This is a genomic window from Prosthecomicrobium sp. N25 (assembly GCF_037203705.1).
Taxonomy (GTDB): Bacteria; Pseudomonadota; Alphaproteobacteria; order Rhizobiales; family Ancalomicrobiaceae; genus Prosthecodimorpha.
This window is the reverse complement of sequence record NZ_JBBCAT010000002.1, coordinates 349,697-366,042: the sequence shown is the minus strand read 5'-3', so window position 1 is coordinate 366,042 and position 16,346 is coordinate 349,697. Positions and strand designations below refer to the sequence as shown.

The following is a 16,346-nucleotide window of genomic DNA, read 5'->3' as shown; positions in this document are numbered from 1 at the left end:
TCTCATGACGTTGTTCGCCCGCGCCGCCCTCGCCGGCCTGATCGCCCTCGCCTCCCTCCCGGCCGCCGCCGAGAACCTGCCCTCCGAGCGTGTGCGCCGGCTGATCGGGATGATGTCGCTCGAGGAGAAGATCGGCCAGCTCGACATGCCCTCGCGCGGCGGGGCCTACGACGAGGCGCGGATCGCGGCCGGCTGGGCCGGGGCGGTGCTCAACTTCTTCACCCCGGCGGACGTCGCCCGGGTTCGGGAGGTCAACGCCCGCTCGCCGCTGGGCATCCCGCTGCTCTTCGGCCTCGACGTGATCCACGGCTACCGCACCCAGTTCGCCGTGCCGCTGGCGGAGGCCGCCAGCTTCGACCCCTCGGTCGCCGAGCGGGCCGCCTACTGGGCCGGCGTGGAATCCCGCGCCGCCGGCATCAACCTCACCTTCTCGCCCGTCGCCGACCTCGCCCGCGATCCGCGCTGGGGTCGCATCGTGGAGGGCGGCGGCGAGGACCCGATGCTCAACGGCCTCTTCGCCCGCGCCCGCGTCGAAGGCTTCCGGCGCGGCGGCATCGCCTCGACCCTGAAGCACTTCGCCGGCTACGGCGCCGCCGAGGGCGGCCGCGACTACGGCCCCGCCGACATCTCCACCGCCACCCTGCGCGACCGCTACCTGCCGCCTTACCGCATGGCCGTCGAGGCGGGCGTCGACCTGGTCATGACCTCCTACGTCTCGCTGAACGGCGTGCCGACCACGGCGAGCCGGATGCTGCTGACCGAGATCCTGCGCGAGGAGTGGGGCTTCGACGGCTACGTCGTGTCCGACATGAACGCCGTCCCCGAAATTGTCCTGCACGGCTTCGCCGAGACCGACAGCGACGCCGCCCTGATGGCCTTCCGGGCCGGCGTCGACCAGGACATGGACGGCAACGCCTACGCCAAGGCGCTCGCCGCCCACGTGCGCGCCGGCCGGGTTCCCGAGGCGGCGATCGACCGCTCGGTCGCCCGCGTCCTCGCCGTCAAGGAGAAGCTCGGCCTCTTCGACGAGCCCCCCTTCGACCCGGCCGCCGCCGCCCGGGTGCTCGGCTCGCCCGAGATCCGCCGGGCCGCCCGGGAGCTGGCGCGCGAGACCTTCGTGCTCCTGAAGAACGACCGCGGGGTCCTGCCGATCCCGCCCGGAACCCGCACCGTCGCGGTCGTCGGCGCGCTCGCGCTCGACAAGGTGAACCCGCTCGGCTCCAACACCGCCGCCGCCGTCCACGACGACACCGTCACCATCCTGGACGGCATCAAGGCCCGCGCCCCGCGCGGCACCCGCGTCCTCTACGCCGAAGGCTGCGACCTCCACTGCTCGACGGACGCCGGCTTCGCGGCCGCCGCCCGCGCCGCCGAACAGGCCGACCGCGTCGTGGTGGTTCTCGGCGAGCCCCGGGACTACACCGGCGAGGGCGCCAGCCGGGCGAGCCTGGAACTGCCCGGCCGGCAGCGAGACCTCCTGAAGCGCCTTTCGGAGACCGGCAAGCCGGTCGCCGTGGTCCTGCTCACCGGCCGCCCCATGGCGCTCGAGTCCGCGATCGGCCTGGCGCCGTCCTGGCTCCTCGCCTGGTACCCGGGCACCGAGGCCGGCAATGCCGTCGCGGACGTGCTCTTCGGCGACCACGACCCGGTCGGCCGTCTCCCCGTCACCTTCCCGCGCACCACCGGCCAGGTGCCGATCACCTACGATTCCCTGCCGACCGCCCGCCCCGGCAAGGTCGAGGACCGCTTCACCAGCCGCTACCTCGACACCGCCATCGGCCCGCTCTTCCCCTTCGGCTGGGGCCTCGGCTATGCGCCCGTCGCCTACGGCACGCCCGTCATCCTCACCCCCATCCTGGACGCCGGACAGACCGTCGAGGTCATGGTCCCGGTCACCAACAAGGGCGAGCGCCGGACCCGCGAGGTCGTGCAGCTCTACGTGCGTGACGTCGTGGCGAGCCGCACCCGACCGCTGCGCGAGCTGAAGGCCTTCGGCCGGGTCGACCTGGAGCCCGGCGAGACCAAGGACGTCGTCCTGAAGGTCCCGGCCGAGAACCTGGGCTTCCACCTGGAGGACGGCACCTACGTGGTCGAGCCCGGCCGCTTCCAGGCCTTCGTGGGCGGCAGCGCCGCGGCCCCGCCCGCCGGCGAGTTCACGGTCCGCTCGGAGTTCCGGCGCACCCCGGCCCGCCTAGCCGCCCAGCGGTTTGAAGCAGGCCACCTGACGGTCCTCGGCTCCAAGCGGGGCCAGTGACGGCCGCTGCTCCCGGCAGCGCCGGTCGGCGAAGGGGCACCGGTCGGCCAGCACGCAGCCGGCCGGCATCGACGCGGCGGGCTCCCCGAGCTTCAGGCCCGTGGCCGCGGCCCCGGGCTCCGCGTCGAAGGCCGGCAATGCGTCGACGAGCGCCCGCGTGTAGGGATGCGCCGGCCGGGCGAAGAGCGCGGCCGCGGGCCCCTCCTCGACGACACGGCCGCGCAGCATCACGAGGACCCGATCGGCCATGTGCTCGACCACCGCCAGGTCGTGGCTGACGAACAGGTAGGTGAGCCCGCGGCGCGCCCCGAGGTCGCTCATCAGGTTGAGCACCTGCGCCTGGACAGAGACGTCCAGCGCCGAGACCGGCTCGTCGGCGACCACCAGGGCCGGCTCCGTGACGAGCGCCCGCGCGATCGCGATCCGCTGCCGCTGGCCGCCCGAGAACTCGTGCGGATACCGGCCGAGCGCCTCGGGCCCGAGCCCCACGGCCTCGAGCACGGCCGAGACGCGCTCGCGCCGCTCGGCCCGCGCCAGACCGGGCTCCGCCACGTCGAGGGGCTCCGCCACGATCGCCAGCACGGTCAGCCTGGGATCGAGCGAGCCGTAGGGGTCCTGGAACACCATCTGGAACTGCCGCCGCCGGTCGCGCAGGCGGTCCGGCGGCAGCCCGTTCAGGTCCTCGCCGCGGAACAGGACCCGGCCCTCGTCCGGCCGCTCCAGCGCCATCGCGAGCCGCGCCAGAGTCGACTTGCCCGACCCGCTCTCGCCCACGATCCCGAGGCTCCGCCCCATCTCGATCGTGAACGACACCCCGTCGACGGCCGCCACGGTGTCGGGCGCCCGGAACAGCCGCCGGCGTCCGACCGGGTAGCGCCGGACCAGGGCCTCGGCCCTGAGGAGCGGCCCCGCCGTCACGGCCCGCCCTCCAGGTGATGGCAGCGCGCCACCCGCTCCCCCTGGCGGATCGCCGGCGGCGGCACGTCCCGGCAGATCGCCGTCCCGCGCGGGCAGCGGCCGAAGAAGGGGCAGCCGGCCGGCAGCCGGTCGGCGCTCGGCACCGTCCCGGGGATGGCGGCCAGCCGCCCCGGCAGCGCCCGCCGGCTCGGCGAGGCGGCCACGAGGCCGATCGTGTAGGGATGGCGCGGGGCCCGGAACAGGTCGCGGGTCGGTCCCTCCTCCATGGCGACGCCGCCGTACATGACCATGCTGCGGGCGGCCAGCCCGGCCACAACGGCGAGGTCGTGCGAGATCACCACCAGCGCCATCCCGAAATCGCGCGCGAGGTCCTTCAGGAGGTCGATCAGCGCGGCCTGGACGGTGACATCGAGCGCCGAGGTCGGCTCGTCGGCGACGAGCAGCGCCGGCCGGCACGCGAGCGCTATGGCGATCATCACCCGCTGCCGCTGGCCGCCCGAGAGCTCGTGCGGGTAGGCGTCGAGCCGCTCCCGGGCGCGCGCGATCCCGACCCGCTCCAGGAGCCGCAAGGCCTCCGCGCGGGCCGCCGCCCGGTCGGTCCGGCCATGCACGAGGAGCGGTTCCGCCACCTGGTCACCGATCCGGTGCACCGGGTTCAGCGACGTCATGGGCTCCTGGAACACCATACCGATCCGCGCGCCGCGCAGGGCGGTCAGCGCCGCCTCCGGCGCCCCGACCAGCTCGCGTCCCTCGAACCGGATCGATCCGGAGACGCGGGCGACCGACGGCAGGAGCCCGATCAGGGCGAGGGCCGTCATCGACTTGCCCGACCCGCTCTCCCCCACGATGGCGAGCGACTCGCCCGCATCGAGCGCGAAGGACAGGTCCCGCACCACCCGGGCCGGGCCGGCCGGCAGGTCGAGCGCAACCGTCAGGTCGCTCACCCGGAGAAGGGGCGCGGCCGTCATGTCCGCGCCCTGCGGCTCTTCGGATCGATGAGATCGCGCAGGCCGTCGCCGAGCAGGTTGAAGCCGAGCACCGCGGCCGCGATGGCGACGCCCGGGAAGACGGCGAGGAGCGGTTGGGTCTGCAGGAAGGTCTGCGCCTCGTTCAGCATGCGCCCCCAGCTCGGCTCCGGCGGCTGCGTCCCGAGCCCCAGGTAGGAGAGCCCCGCCTCCGCCAGGATGGCGAGCGCGAACTGGATGGTCGCCTGCACGACGACCAGGCCGGCGATGTTCGGCACCACGTGGCGGGTCGTGATGGCGAGCCCGGTCAGCCCCGCCGCCCGCGCGGCGAGCACAAAGTCGCGCGACCAGACCTGCAGGGCCGCGCCGCGCGCCAGCCGCGCGAAGACCGGCACGTTGAAGATCGCGATCGCCAGGATCGCGTTGAGCGCGCCCGGCCCGGCCAGCGCGGTGATCATGATGGCGGTCAGCACGGCCGGGAACGCGAAGGTGAAGTCAGCGGTCCGCATCACCGCCTCGTCGAGCAGCGAGCCCGCCCGCGCCGCCGCCAGGGCCCCGAGCGCCACCCCGGCGGCAAGCCCGAGGCCGACCGCCAGCAGCCCGACCCGGAGGGAGTTGACGGCCCCGCGCATGAGCTTGGACAGCACGTCCCGGCCGAACGGGTCGGTCCCGAGCCAATGCGCGGCCGACGGCCCCTGCAGCCGCCGCCCCATCGCCATCTGGGCGGGGTCGAACGGCGTCCAGACCAGCGCCACCAGGGCGACGAGCACGAGCGCGCCCGCCAGGCAGCCGCCGACCAGGAGCGAAGGGTGCCGCCACCAGCGCATGCTCTATCGCCGCCTCAGCCGGGGATCGACGAGGCCGTACGCGATGTCGACCGCGACGTTGACGGTGACCACCATGGCGGCGAAGACGACCACCAGGTCCTTGACCACGATGATGTCGTGCTGGCCGATCGCCTGGAAGACGAGCCGCCCGAGGCCCGGCAGCGAGAAGACGTTCTCGATCACGATCGCGCCGGCGACCAGGAAGGAGAACTGCAGGCCGAGGATGGTCACCACCGGGACGAGCGCGTTGCGCAGCACGTGCCGGGTCAGGGTCTGGCGCGCCGTCAGGCCCTTCGCCCGCGCCGTCCGCACCCAGTCCTCCTGCAGCGCCTCCAGGGTGGCCGAGCGCGTCACTCGCGCCAGGATCGCCGCCTGCGGCAGCGCCAGCGCCAGCGTCGGCAGCACGAGCGCGCGCGCCGCGGCCGGGACTCCGTTCTCCCAGCCCGGGAAGCCGCCCGACGGCATCCACCCGAGGCCGACCGAGAAGGCCAGCACGAGCAGGATGCCGAACCAGAAATTCGGCACCGCGAGCCCCACCTGGGCGAACAGCATGACGCCGACGTCGCCGGCCCGGTTGGCGTTGGCGGCGGCGTAGAGCCCGAGCGGGATGCCGATCCCGGCGGCGCACAGGATAGCCGCGACCGCCAGCGGCAGCGTCACGGCCATCCGTTCCAGGATCAGGTCCGCGACGGGCACCCGGTAGGTGTAGCTCGTCCCGAGGTCCCCCGTCAGGAGCCCGCCGATCCAGCGCAGGAAGCGCTCCGGCGCCGGCCGGTCGAGTCCGAAGTCGGCCCTGAGCGCCGCCAGGTTCTCGGGCGTCGCCCCGAGCCCGAGCACCACCGCGGCCGGATCGCCGGGCAGGATCTCCAGCACCAGGAACACCACGAGCGCGGTGGCGAGCAGCGTCGCCGCCAGTCCCCCGAGCCGCCGAGCGAGGAAGCTCAGCATGGCCGCGGCCGGGCCGGGGGCGCGGGGCGATCCGCCCTCACTGCCAGGAGAGATCCGTCAGCGGCGTCGCCGGGATCGGCCAGTCCGTCCACATCCCCTTCAGGCCCGTCTTGGCGACCGTGATCTTCGGCAGCACGAAGAGGAACACGTTGACGCTGTCTTCGGCGAGTTGACGTTGCGCGTCCCCGTAGAGCTTGATGCGCGCCGCGTCGTCGGTGGTCGCGTCGATCTTCGCCATGATCTCAGCGAAGGCCGGCGACCGGTACTGGAAGTAGTAGTCGGGCCGGTTGTAGATGTTGATGTCGAGCGGCTCCGTGTGGGAGATGATCGTCAGGTCGTAGTCCTTGTTCTTGAACACGCGGTCGAGCCACTGCGGGAACTCGATGTTCTCGATCGACACCTTGATGCCGACCTCGCCCAGCATGGCGGCGACGATCTCGGAGGAGCGCCGCGCATAGGCGGGCGGGGGCACCTTGAGCGACAGGGTCAGCCCGGAGACCCCGGCTTCCGCCAGCAGCGCCTTGGCCTTGGCCGGATCGTAGGGATAGCGGCCGGTCAGGTCGACGTAGCCGGGCTGCGCGGGCGAGAAGTGGCTGCCGATCGGCGTGCCGGTGCCGTTGGTCGCCCCGACATTGACCTGGTTGCGGTCGATCGCATGCGCGAGGGCACGCCGGACCCGGATGTCGTCGAGCGGCTTCTTGCCGTTGTTCATGGCGACGATCGTCTCGCCCTCGGTCTTGCCGATCGAGACCGTCAGCCGCTTGTCCGCCTTGAGGGTCTCCAGGGCCTCCGCGGCCCCGAAGTTGGTGAGCGCGTCGCAGTCGCCCGACTGGATGGCGGCGAGCTGCGCCTGCGGGTCGTTGATGAACCGGAAGGTCACGCGCGGGATCGCCGGCTTGCCGCCCCACCACCCGTCCGCGGCGACGAGGCTGAGCCGGTCCCCGCGGGTCCAGCGGTCGAGCCGGTAGGGGCCGGTGCCGACCGGTGCGGTGGCGTTGTTGGCGGCCGACTTCTCCGACACGATGATCGCGTCGCCCCAGCCGAGCCCGTAGAGGAAGTTCGCGGTGACCTGCTTGAGCGTCACCTTGACGGTCGACGCGTCGGGCGTCTCCACCGACGCGATTGGGGTGAAGATCCACTTCTGCGCGTTCTTGGAGTCGGGCGCCACGGCCCGCTCCAGCGAATACTTCACGTCCGCGGACGTCATCGGCGAGCCGTCGTGGAAGCTCACGCCCGGGCGCAGCTTGAACGTATAGGTCAGGTTGTCGGGCGAGATGGCCCAGCTCTCGGCGAGCCGCGGCACGATCTTGCCGGCACGGTCGATTCCGACCAGGCCCTCGAAGATGTTGGCGTAGGTGACCTCCCGGATCGCCTGCGCGGCTCCGGCGGTCGGGTCGAGGACCGGCGGCTCGAGGGTCTGGCAGAGCGTCGCCTGCCCCTTGTCCTGCGCGGAGGCGGGCAGCACCGCCCCGACGCTTGCCGCACCGAGGGCCAGAAGCGGCAGAAGCCCCAGCCCGTTCCGAACGCCGTGTCCCCGCATCCCTAGTCTCCCTGTTCTCGTCGGCCCGCCGCCGGCGCGTCCAGCGCCCCGGTCAACGTCAGCGCCGCCGCCGCCATGATCTTGGCCGAGGCGACCATGTCGGCGATGTCCACATACTCGTCCGGCTGGTGCGCGAGGTCCAGGATCCCGGGGCCGTATGCGACGCAATCGATCACGCCGCCGTGGCGGGTGATGTGCTTCTGGTCGTAGGTGCCCGGGGAGGCGATGTGGCGCGACGGCCGCCCCAGCACGCGGTGGATCCAGTGGTCGAGCGCCCGCACGACCGGCGCGTCCGGCTCCGTCATGGTCGGCGTGAAGGTCATGATGTCCTTCAGGGCGTAGTCGAGCCCGGCGCGCCGTGCCTTGGCGCGGTCCAGGAGGCCGATCACCTCCCGGCGCACGGCCTCGTAGTCCTCCTCGACCAGGAAGCGGCGGTCGAGCACCAGGCGGCAGGAATCCGCGACGACCGGCGCCGGAAGGCCCTCGTCGCGCGGCTCCGGCAGGCCGCCATGGACCGAGTTGTAGTTGAGCGTCGCCCTCCGGGAGCCCGGCGGCTCGCAGGGCATGCGGGTGACCCGCCCGTCCAGCGCCGGCAGGAGCTCCGCCTCGACGAGCGCCAGGAAGTCGGCCATGCCGCGGATCGCGTTGACGCCGAGATAGGGCATCGAGCCGTGCCCGATCCGGCCCTTCATCTCGATCTCCGCCCACCACACGCCGCGGTGGCCGAGGCAGACCCGGTCGACCCCGAGCGGCTCGGGGATGATCACGTGGTCGACCCGCCCCCGGTCGAACCAGCCGTGCCGGGCCAGGTAGCCGACCCCGCCGAACCCGCCGGATTCCTCGTCCACCGTGCCGGATATCTCGATCGCGCCGGGGAAGTCGACGCCCTCCGCCAGGATCGCCTCCGCGGCCACGATCGCGGCCGCGATGCCGCCCTTCATGTCGCAGGCGCCCCGGCCGTAGACGCGGCCGTCGCGCACCACGCCCTCGAACGGGTCGACGGTCCAGCCGTGCCCCGCCTCCACCACGTCGATGTGGCCGTTGAAGTGCACCGTCGGCCCGGGCCGGGCGCCCTCGCGCCGGGCGATCACGTTGATGCGCGGATGGCGGTCGCTGTCCCCCGGCGTGCCCTCCGCCCGAACGTAGCGGACCGTGAAGCCGCGCGCCTCCAGGCGCCGCCCGATGAACTCCGCGCAGGGCCGGTAGGCTTCGCCCGGCGGGTTCACGGTCGGGAAGCGGATGAGGTCGCGCGTCAGCGCGGCGAGTTCGTCGCCGAGCCCGTCGATGCGCGCCAGGAGGGGAGCGAGGCGGCTGTCGCCGCTGGACAGCGGCGGCGGGGCCACGGCACGGGCGGTGTCCACGGTCATGGCCGCACTATAGGCCCCCCGGGCCATGCATCAAGGAAGGAGCACGGCATGCGGTGAAACTTCAGCGCACCCAAGAGTAGAGAGCCACAACTTCACGACGGATTAAGGAAAGCCGCCTTACGTTACGGCACTCGATGGATGTCAGGAACGGGTCTTCCGTGTCAAGGGGCGAAGCGACGGACGGGGCGGACCTGCAGGCAACGGACGGGCCGGTGCGGCCGGCCGCGGTCGGCACGCATCGGGCGCTCGACCTCCTGGCGGCAATCTCGGACCTGCAGCGCTCGGTCCAGCCCGGCACCGACCCCACCTCCGCCTTCGCCGCCATGCTGACGGCCGCCATGGACCTGAGCGGCAGCTCCCTCGGCTTCATCGGGGAAATCCGCGAGATCGACGGGGAACACATTCTCCGCCCCTACGCCTTCCAGGGAATGGGGGCCGGAGACCTGGGCTGGCTCGACTCGGGCCTCGGCGACCGGGACTTCATGTCGGCCAGTCGCCACGGCCTGATCGGCCGCATGATCAGGTCGGGCCAGCCCCTGATGGGGGTCTATCCGGAGAAGTCGGCGGATCTGCCCCCCGGGCATCCCGCCGTCACCAGCTTCCTGGGCCTGCCTCTCGTGCAAGGGTCGAAGAGGGTCGGCCTGATCGGGCTCGCCAACTGTCCCGGAGGCTATTCGGAAGCGCTGCTCGCCGAGTTCGAGCCGCTCACTCGCATCTGCGCCCTGCTCATGGACCTGATCGCGGTGGAGCGGGAACGGTTCGACGCCACCGAGATCCTGCGGGAGGCCCTGCAGACCATCCCGGAGGGCTTCATCATCTTCGACGAGCACGACCGGTTCGTCCTCTGCAACGACGCCTACCGGGCCATGTTCCCCGAATACGCCGGCGTACTGCGCCCCGGGATCAGCTTCGAGCAGGTCGTCCGGACGGGCGTGGGGCTGGTCCCCGCCGACTTCGAGGGCGGGGTCGAGACCTGGATGGCGAGCCGGCTGGAGGCGCACCGCCGGCTCGGCCGTCCCTTCGTGTACCCGGCCAGCGGCGGGCGCATGATCCGGGTCGACGAGCGCAAGACCGCGCGCGGCCACACGGTGGGCCTGAGGACCGACGTCACCGAGCTCGTCGCCGTGCGCGACGAGGCGCGTCACAACGCCGACAAGTTCCGGTCCCTCTACGAGATGGCGCCCGTCGGCCTCGTGCAGTCGCACCTGGACGGCAGCATCATGGAGGCCAACCCGGCCTTCCGGGCCATGGTGCCGGCCGCGCAGGCGAAGGGTCTCGTGGATCTCGTCCGCGCCGACCAGCGCTCCGCCTTCCGGCGCCTCCTGCACGATACCTCGACCCAGGAGCGCTACGGCCCGGTGGAGTTCGAGCTGTGCCCCCGGTTCGGCGAGCATCGCACCGTCCTGTTCCAGGGCCGCCTCGTTCGGGCCGGCAGGGGTGAGCCGCACATCTGGTCGGTCCTGCAGGACGTGACCGAACGCAAGCGCGGCGAGGCCGAGCTCTTCCATGCGGCCATGCACGACCCGCTCACGGGCCTGCCCAACCGCTCGCGGCTGGCCGAGCACCTGGCCATGCGCGTCAGCACCTCCGGGGGCCTCGGACGCTTTTGCGTCATGATGCTGGATCTCGACGGCTTCAAGCTGGTCAACGACATGCTGGGGCATCCCGCCGGGGACCATCTCCTGGCGATGACCGGATCCAGGCTGCGCGGCAGCGTCCGCCGTCGCGACATGGTGGCACGGCTGGGCGGAGACGAATTCGCCATCGTGGCGGGCAACTTCCGTCGGCTTTCCGACCTCGACCAGATCGCCCGCCGGCTGCTCGACGAAGTCGCCCGGCCGGTGGAGTACCGCTCCCAGACCATGCGGGTGACGGGCAGCATCGGCATCGCCGTCTATCCGGAGCACGGCAACTCGGCCGAGGAACTGCTGCGCGCCGCCGACCTCGCGCTCTACAGGTCGAAGCACGAGGGCCGCAACCGGTCCGCCTATTTCGAGCGCGCGCTCCTCGTCGAGACCGAGCGCCGCTTCACGGCGCTCGCCGGGGCCCGGCAGGCCCTGGCGGAGGATCGGATCGTGCCCGTGTTCCAGCCGATCGTCGAACTCGCGACGGGCCGGCCGGTGGGCGTCGAGGCGCTTATGCGCGTGCGCGGGCCCGACGGCGCGGTCACCACCGCGGACGGGATGGAATGGCTGTTCGAGGACCCCGAGACGAGCCGGCGTCTCGACGGGCGCATGCTCGACCGGGTGCTCGCGCGGATGCGGACCTGGATCCAGGCAGGCATCGACCTGGACCATGTCTCGATCAACCTCGGCGAACCCATGTTCTGGCGCCAGGAGAGCGGCCGGCGCCTTCTCGCCGCCCTGCGCGACCACGACATCGCGCCGGACCGGGTGCGCATCGAGATCACCGAGAATCACCTCTTCGGGTCGAACCTGGACGAGACCACCCGGACCCTCGAGCGCCTGGCCGGAGACGGCCTGCGCTTCTCGCTCGACGACTTCGGGACCGGCCACGCCTCCCTGACGCACCTGAAGATGCTGCCGGTGACCGAGATCAAGATCGACCGCAGCTTCGTCTGCGACATCGAGGCCCGGCCGGAGAGCCGGACGATCGTGGAATCGATCGTCGGCCTGTGCCACGGCCTCGGCAAGGTGGTTGTCGCCGAAGGGATCGAGACCCCCGCGCAGCTGCAGATCCTGGCCGACCTCGGCTGCGACTTCGCGCAGGGCTATCACATCGCCCGGCCGGCCGTGGCCGAGTCGATCCCGGGCCTGCTGCTCGGCCTGACACATCGTCGCATGACCGGCGGCGCACGCCGGAACCGCCTCCTGCGGACCTCGCCGGCGCAGCCGCATCTTGTCGCAGGGGCGCCCCGTCCCTAGATCCGGCCCAGGCCGGAGTCCTCCCATGTTCGACGTCTTGAAGCGCCTCCTTTCCGATCTCGGCGGACGCGAACCGGCGCCCATGCCCGCCCTGGACGAACGCCTCGCCACCGCTGCTCTCCTGGTGCACGCCGTCGGGATCGACGGCACCTTCGGCGACGCCGAGCGGCGCCGGATCGAGGACGTGCTGGCACGCCGCTACGGCCTGCACGGCGACGATCTGGCAGCTCTCCTCGACCAGGCCCGGGCCGCGGACGGCGAGGCAGTCGACCTCTACGGCTTCACCAGCGTCCTGAAGCGCAGCCTCCCGCCCGAGTCGCGCGCCGCGGTCGTCGAGCTCCTGTGGGAGGCGGTCCTGGCCGACGGCAGCCTGCACGAGTTCGAGGACAACGTGGTCTGGCGCGTCGCCGAACTTCTGGACATCGGCACCCGCGACCGCGTGCTGCTGCGCAAGAAGGTCGAGGAACGCCTTGGAATCGACGACGTGCCCGGTTGATTCCCGCCCCCTCCGCGGGTCATGATTGCTGCAGTGCAAGGCGGCCCGCCGCGGGCCGCGCCATGATGGTTCGCGAGAGAATGCCCCGGTCCCGAGCGAAGCCCGCGCCCCTGCCCCGCATCCTGGTCGTCCTGCACCAGGAGACCTCCTCGCCGGGCCGGGTCGGCCAGTTGCTCACCCGGCGGGGCTACGTGCTCGACATCCGCCGGCCGCGCTACGGCGATCCCCTGCCCGACACGCTCGCCGACCATGCCGGAGTCATCGTGTTCGGCGGCCCAATGAGCGCCAACGACGAGGACGACTTCGTCCGGCGCGAGATCGACTGGCTGGCCGTCCCGCTCGCCGAGGAGAAGCCGTTCTTCGGCATCTGCCTCGGCGCCCAGATGCTCGTGCGCCACCTCGGCGGCCGCGTCTTCCAGCACGATCACGGCCGCGTCGAGATCGGCTACTACCCCCTCGACCCGACGGAGGCGGGCCGCAGCCTGATGTCCTGGCCGAGCCATGTCTACCAGTGGCACCGGGAGGGTTTCGACCTGCCCTCCGGCGCGACCCTGCTCGCCGCCGGCCGCGACTTCCCCAACCAGGCCATCCGCGTCGGGCCGGCCGCCTACGGCATCCAGTTCCACCCGGAACTGACGCTTGCCATGATGTACCGCTGGACGGTGCGCGGCGCCCACCGCTTCGAGCTCCCCGGCGCGCAGACCCACGTCCACCACTTCGAAGGGCGCCATCTCTACGACAGCCAGACCCGCTTGTGGCTGGAGCGCTTCCTCGACCTCTGGCTGTCGGGCGAGACGACGGCCGCCGCCGCCCCTTCCAATCGGTCCGGTCCGCGCCGGCTCGAGCACGTCTGAGCGCCGCAACGTCAGCTCACGGTCAGTTTATAGTCGCCTTCCCGAAGTAAGCCCCTTGTCATCTTGAACCCACCGCCAGGGCCGCCAAATATGGGTCCACAGGCCGGGCGTCCGATAGGTGTGCCCCCCGTCTCGCCGCGGACGACCGGCCGCGATCGGAATTCCCTCCCGATCGCGCGGCGGGTTCCCGCCCGCCCGAAGCGCTCCGTCCCTCCCCCCGGGACGGAGCGCTTTCCTTTTCGAGGCGGCCCTTGATAGACTCCACCTGCCGCGACCGACGCAGCCGGATTCGATGCCTCGACCGATCACCCTCGCCACCTGGAACATCAACTCCGTCCGGATACGGACCGGGTTGATCGAGCGTCTGGTCGCCGAGCGGGATCCGGACGTCATCTGCCTGCAGGAGACCAAGTGCCCGGACGCCAATTTTCCGGAAGGCGTCTTCCGCAAGCTCGGCTACCCGCACATCGCGCTCAACGGCCAGAAGGGCTACCACGGCGTGGCGGTGATCTCCCGCATCCCCATCGCGTCCGTCGACCGCCGCCCCTTCTGCGGCAAGGGCGACGCCCGCCACATCGGCGTGGTGCTGGACGCCCCCGGCGGGCCGATCGACCTGCACAACCTCTACGTCCCGGCCGGCGGCGACGAGCCGGACCCGGCCGTCAACGACAAGTTCGCCCACAAGCTCGACTTCCTGGAGGAACTGTCCGGCTGGATCGGCCGCGCCCCGGCCGGCATGCCGAGCGTGGTCGTCGGCGATCTCAACATCGCGCCGCTCGAGGACGACGTCTGGTCCCACAAGCAGCTCCTCGGGGTGGTGAGCCACACGCCGCGCGAGACCGCCGCCCTGGAGGCGATCCGCACCGGCGGGCGCTGGATCGACCTGATGCGCAGCTTCGTGCCCTGCCCCGAGAAGCTCTACACTTGGTGGAGCTACCGGGCCGCCGACTGGGCGGCGGCCGACAAGGGCCGCCGTCTCGATCACGTCTGGATCTCCGAGGACCTGCGCACCCGCGCCGCCGGCATGGAAGTCCTGCGCGCCGCGCGCGGCTGGGACCGGCCGTCGGATCATGTTCCCGTCCTGGCTCGTTTCGAGCGTTGAGGCGAACGACAGAGGAGACCCGAGCCCCCGATCGACGGACTTTCCCCGTGGCGTAGCCGCCGCTTCGCCGGTTCCGGCGGCAGGCGGCCCAGAGTCGGAGGATACCGCAATGCCGAGGCTCTTCACCGGGCTCGAGATCACCGAGGAGATGGCCCGCTCCATCGCGATGCTCCGCGGCGGCCTGCCAGGCGCGACCTGGATCGATCCCGAGAACTACCACGTGACGCTCCGCTTCATCGGCGACGTCGACGACCGCATCGCCGACGAGGTCGCGCACGCGCTCGGCAAGGTCGCCCGCCGCGGCTTCGATCTGGTGCTGAGGGGCGTCGACCACTTCGGCGGCCGGCAGCCCCATTCGGTCTTCGTGCGGGTCGAGCCGACCGCTGCCCTGATGGAGCTCCAGGCCGAGCACGAGCGCATCCTGCAGCGCCTCGGCCTACCGCCGGAGGGCCGCAAGTACCACCCGCACGTCACCGTCGCCCGCGTGAAGGGCGCGTCCCATCGCGACGTCGCCCAGTGGCTCGACGTGCGCGGCGGCTTCCCGGGCGGCCGGATGGAGGTCGAGCGCTTCGTGCTGTTCTCGTCCAAGGCCTCCAAGGGCGGCGGCCCCTACCTGGTCGAGCAGGGCTACCCGCTCCGTCCCGCCGGCCCCGCGGCACCGGTGGACGAGGCCGCGATGCGCCGGATGTATCCCGGACGCGCGCTGCGCGCCGCCGCCCGTTGACTTGAAGACCGCTCCCCGGCGCACGATCTTCTGCCGGGGAGCCTGTCCCTCCACCCTCGCGGAGCCCGCCGATGACCTTCGACCAGCGCGTCTTCCTCGATCCCGAGATCGTCGGCCCGGAGGAGGAACGGGAGGCCAAGGTTCGCGCCGGCCTGTGGTCCACGCTGAAGCGCGCGGCCCGGGCGGTGCCCTTCGCCGAGGACGTGGTCGCCGCCTACTACTGCGCGCTCGACCCGGCCACCCCTCGCCGCGTGCGCCTCATCATCCTCGGCGCCCTCGCCTACTTCGTCGTGCCGACCGACGTGCTGCCCGACTTCCTGCCCTTCCTGGGCTTCACCGACGACGTGACCGTCCTGATGACCGCCTTCGGCACCGTCACCGGCCATATCGAGGAGCGCCACCGCGCGGCGGCCCGCCAGGCCCTCTCCGAGAACGCCTGAGCCCGGGCCCGACCCGGCCCGTCAGGGCACCACGATCGCCTTGCCCTTGACGCGCCGGCCGGCGATGTCCTCGAGCGCCCGGCCGGTCTCCTCGAGCGGGTAGAAGGCGTGGATGTGCGGCCTGAGGCGCCCCTCCGCCATCCAGGCGAGAACCTGCGCCATGTTCTGCGCATGCGCCTCCGGCTCGTGGCGGAGGGATTCGCCCCAGAACACTCCGCGCAGGTCGCAGCCCTTCAGGAGCAGCAGGTTCAGCGGAATGCGCGGGATCTCGCCGGCCGCGAAGCCGATGACCAGCAGCCGCCCCCGCCAGGCGAGCGCCCGCACCGCCGGCTCCGTGAAGCGGTCGCCGACCGCGTCGTAGACGACGTCCACCCCGCGCCCGCCGGTCAGTTCCCTGAGCCGGACCTTGAGGTCCTCGCGCTCGTAGTCGATCGTCTCGTGCGCCCCCATCTCGCGGCAGAAGGCGAGCTTCTCCTCCGACGACGCGCAGGCGATCACTCGTGCACCCATGAGCCGCGCGATCTCGATCGCCGCCTGCCCGACCCCGCCCGAGGCGCCGAGCACTGCGACCGTCTCGCCCGGCACGAGATCCGCGCGCCCCCGGAACGCGTGCATGGTCGTGCCGTACGTCACCGTGACGGCGGCCGCCTCCGGATAGCCGACGCCCTCCGGGATCGGGATCAACTCGGCGGCCGGCGCCACGGTCCGCTCGCGCGCGCCGTTCCACTTCGTGTAGGCGATCACGCGGTCGCCGGGCTTGACGCCGGTCACCCCCGCGCCGACGCTCTCCACCTCGCCGGCGATCTCGCCGCCGGGCGAAAAGGGCATGGGTGGCTTGTACTGGTAGCGGTCCTTGATCACGAGCGTGTCGTAGAAATTGAGCCCCACGGCCCGGACCCGGATCACCGCCTCGCCGGGCCCGGCGACCGGTTCGGGCAGATCCTCGACGGTCAGGCTCGACGGCGGCCCGAATTCGCGGCAGAGAACGGCCTTCATGGATCGGACCTCCCGATGCGGGGTTGAAGC

The 16,346-nt window shown here is 72.1% G+C and carries 14 protein-coding genes; 7 read left to right on the top strand and 7 right to left on the bottom strand.

The features are described 5' to 3' along the window. The first annotated feature begins 4 nt into the window (after positions 1 to 4). Positions 5 to 2,254: a glycoside hydrolase family 3 N-terminal domain-containing protein gene (locus WBG79_RS16560; RefSeq protein WP_337358291.1), complete on the top strand. Its 2,250-nt coding sequence runs from the start codon at positions 5 to 7 to the stop codon at positions 2,252 to 2,254. Here WBG79_RS16560 and WBG79_RS16555 read toward each other — a convergent pair. The 6 genes from WBG79_RS16555 to WBG79_RS16530 are packed head-to-tail and all read right to left on the bottom strand — an operon-like array spanning position 2,192 to position 8,819. Continuing rightward, positions 2,192 to 3,172, bottom strand: a complete 981-nt coding sequence (locus tag WBG79_RS16555) for an ABC transporter ATP-binding protein (protein ID WP_337358290.1) — start codon at positions 3,170 to 3,172, stop codon at positions 2,192 to 2,194. The genes WBG79_RS16560 and WBG79_RS16555 overlap by 63 nt on opposite strands. Further along, a complete protein-coding gene (locus tag WBG79_RS16550) occupies positions 3,169 to 4,140 on the bottom strand; it encodes an ABC transporter ATP-binding protein (RefSeq protein WP_337358289.1) in 972 nt (323 codons plus the stop codon). The genes WBG79_RS16555 and WBG79_RS16550 overlap by 4 nt, the downstream gene beginning before the upstream one ends. Continuing rightward, positions 4,137 to 4,964, bottom strand: coding sequence for an ABC transporter permease (locus tag WBG79_RS16545; RefSeq protein ID WP_337358288.1), 828 nt, complete (start codon positions 4,962 to 4,964; stop codon positions 4,137 to 4,139). The genes WBG79_RS16550 and WBG79_RS16545 overlap by 4 nt, the downstream gene beginning before the upstream one ends. 3 nt (positions 4,965 to 4,967) lie before the next feature. Continuing rightward, on the bottom strand, positions 4,968 to 5,912 hold the full coding sequence (locus tag WBG79_RS16540) for an ABC transporter permease (protein WP_337358287.1): 945 nt from the start codon (positions 5,910 to 5,912) through the stop codon (positions 4,968 to 4,970). A 37-nt stretch (positions 5,913 to 5,949) separates the two neighbouring features. Further along, positions 5,950 to 7,452, bottom strand: coding sequence for an ABC transporter substrate-binding protein (locus tag WBG79_RS16535; RefSeq protein WP_337358286.1), 1,503 nt, complete (start codon positions 7,450 to 7,452; stop codon positions 5,950 to 5,952). A 2-nt stretch (positions 7,453 to 7,454) separates the two neighbouring features. Further along, on the bottom strand, positions 7,455 to 8,819 hold the full coding sequence (locus WBG79_RS16530; RefSeq protein WP_337358285.1) for an acetylornithine deacetylase/succinyl-diaminopimelate desuccinylase family protein: 1,365 nt from the start codon (positions 8,817 to 8,819) through the stop codon (positions 7,455 to 7,457). A gap of 158 nt (positions 8,820 to 8,977) precedes the next feature. On the opposite strand from WBG79_RS16530, the gene WBG79_RS16525 reads away from it, so the two are divergent. From WBG79_RS16525 to WBG79_RS16500, 6 genes are all read left to right on the top strand, one after another. Continuing rightward, on the top strand, positions 8,978 to 11,704 hold the full coding sequence (locus WBG79_RS16525; protein WP_337358284.1) for a bifunctional diguanylate cyclase/phosphodiesterase: 2,727 nt from the start codon (positions 8,978 to 8,980) through the stop codon (positions 11,702 to 11,704). Between the two features lie 25 nt (positions 11,705 to 11,729). Beyond that, positions 11,730 to 12,200, top strand: a complete 471-nt coding sequence (locus tag WBG79_RS16520) for a tellurite resistance TerB family protein (protein ID WP_337358283.1) — start codon at positions 11,730 to 11,732, stop codon at positions 12,198 to 12,200. Between the two features lie 80 nt (positions 12,201 to 12,280). Further along, entirely contained in the window at positions 12,281 to 13,054 is a 774-nt protein-coding gene (locus WBG79_RS16515) for a glutamine amidotransferase (protein WP_337358282.1), read from the top strand. 292 nt (positions 13,055 to 13,346) lie between these two features. Further along, on the top strand, positions 13,347 to 14,156 hold the full coding sequence (locus WBG79_RS16510; protein ID WP_337358281.1) for an exodeoxyribonuclease III: 810 nt from the start codon (positions 13,347 to 13,349) through the stop codon (positions 14,154 to 14,156). A 109-nt stretch (positions 14,157 to 14,265) separates the two neighbouring features. Beyond that, on the top strand, positions 14,266 to 14,880 hold the full coding sequence (thpR, locus tag WBG79_RS16505; protein WP_337358280.1) for an RNA 2',3'-cyclic phosphodiesterase: 615 nt from the start codon (positions 14,266 to 14,268) through the stop codon (positions 14,878 to 14,880). A gap of 71 nt (positions 14,881 to 14,951) precedes the next feature. Further along, positions 14,952 to 15,320, top strand: coding sequence for a YkvA family protein (locus tag WBG79_RS16500; RefSeq protein ID WP_337358279.1), 369 nt, complete (start codon positions 14,952 to 14,954; stop codon positions 15,318 to 15,320). Positions 15,321 to 15,341: 21 nt separating this feature from the next. On the opposite strand, the gene WBG79_RS16495 is transcribed toward WBG79_RS16500, so the two are convergent. Then, positions 15,342 to 16,316, bottom strand: a complete 975-nt coding sequence (locus tag WBG79_RS16495) for an NADPH:quinone oxidoreductase family protein (protein WP_337358278.1) — start codon at positions 16,314 to 16,316, stop codon at positions 15,342 to 15,344. Between the last annotated feature and the right edge of the window lie 30 nt (positions 16,317 to 16,346).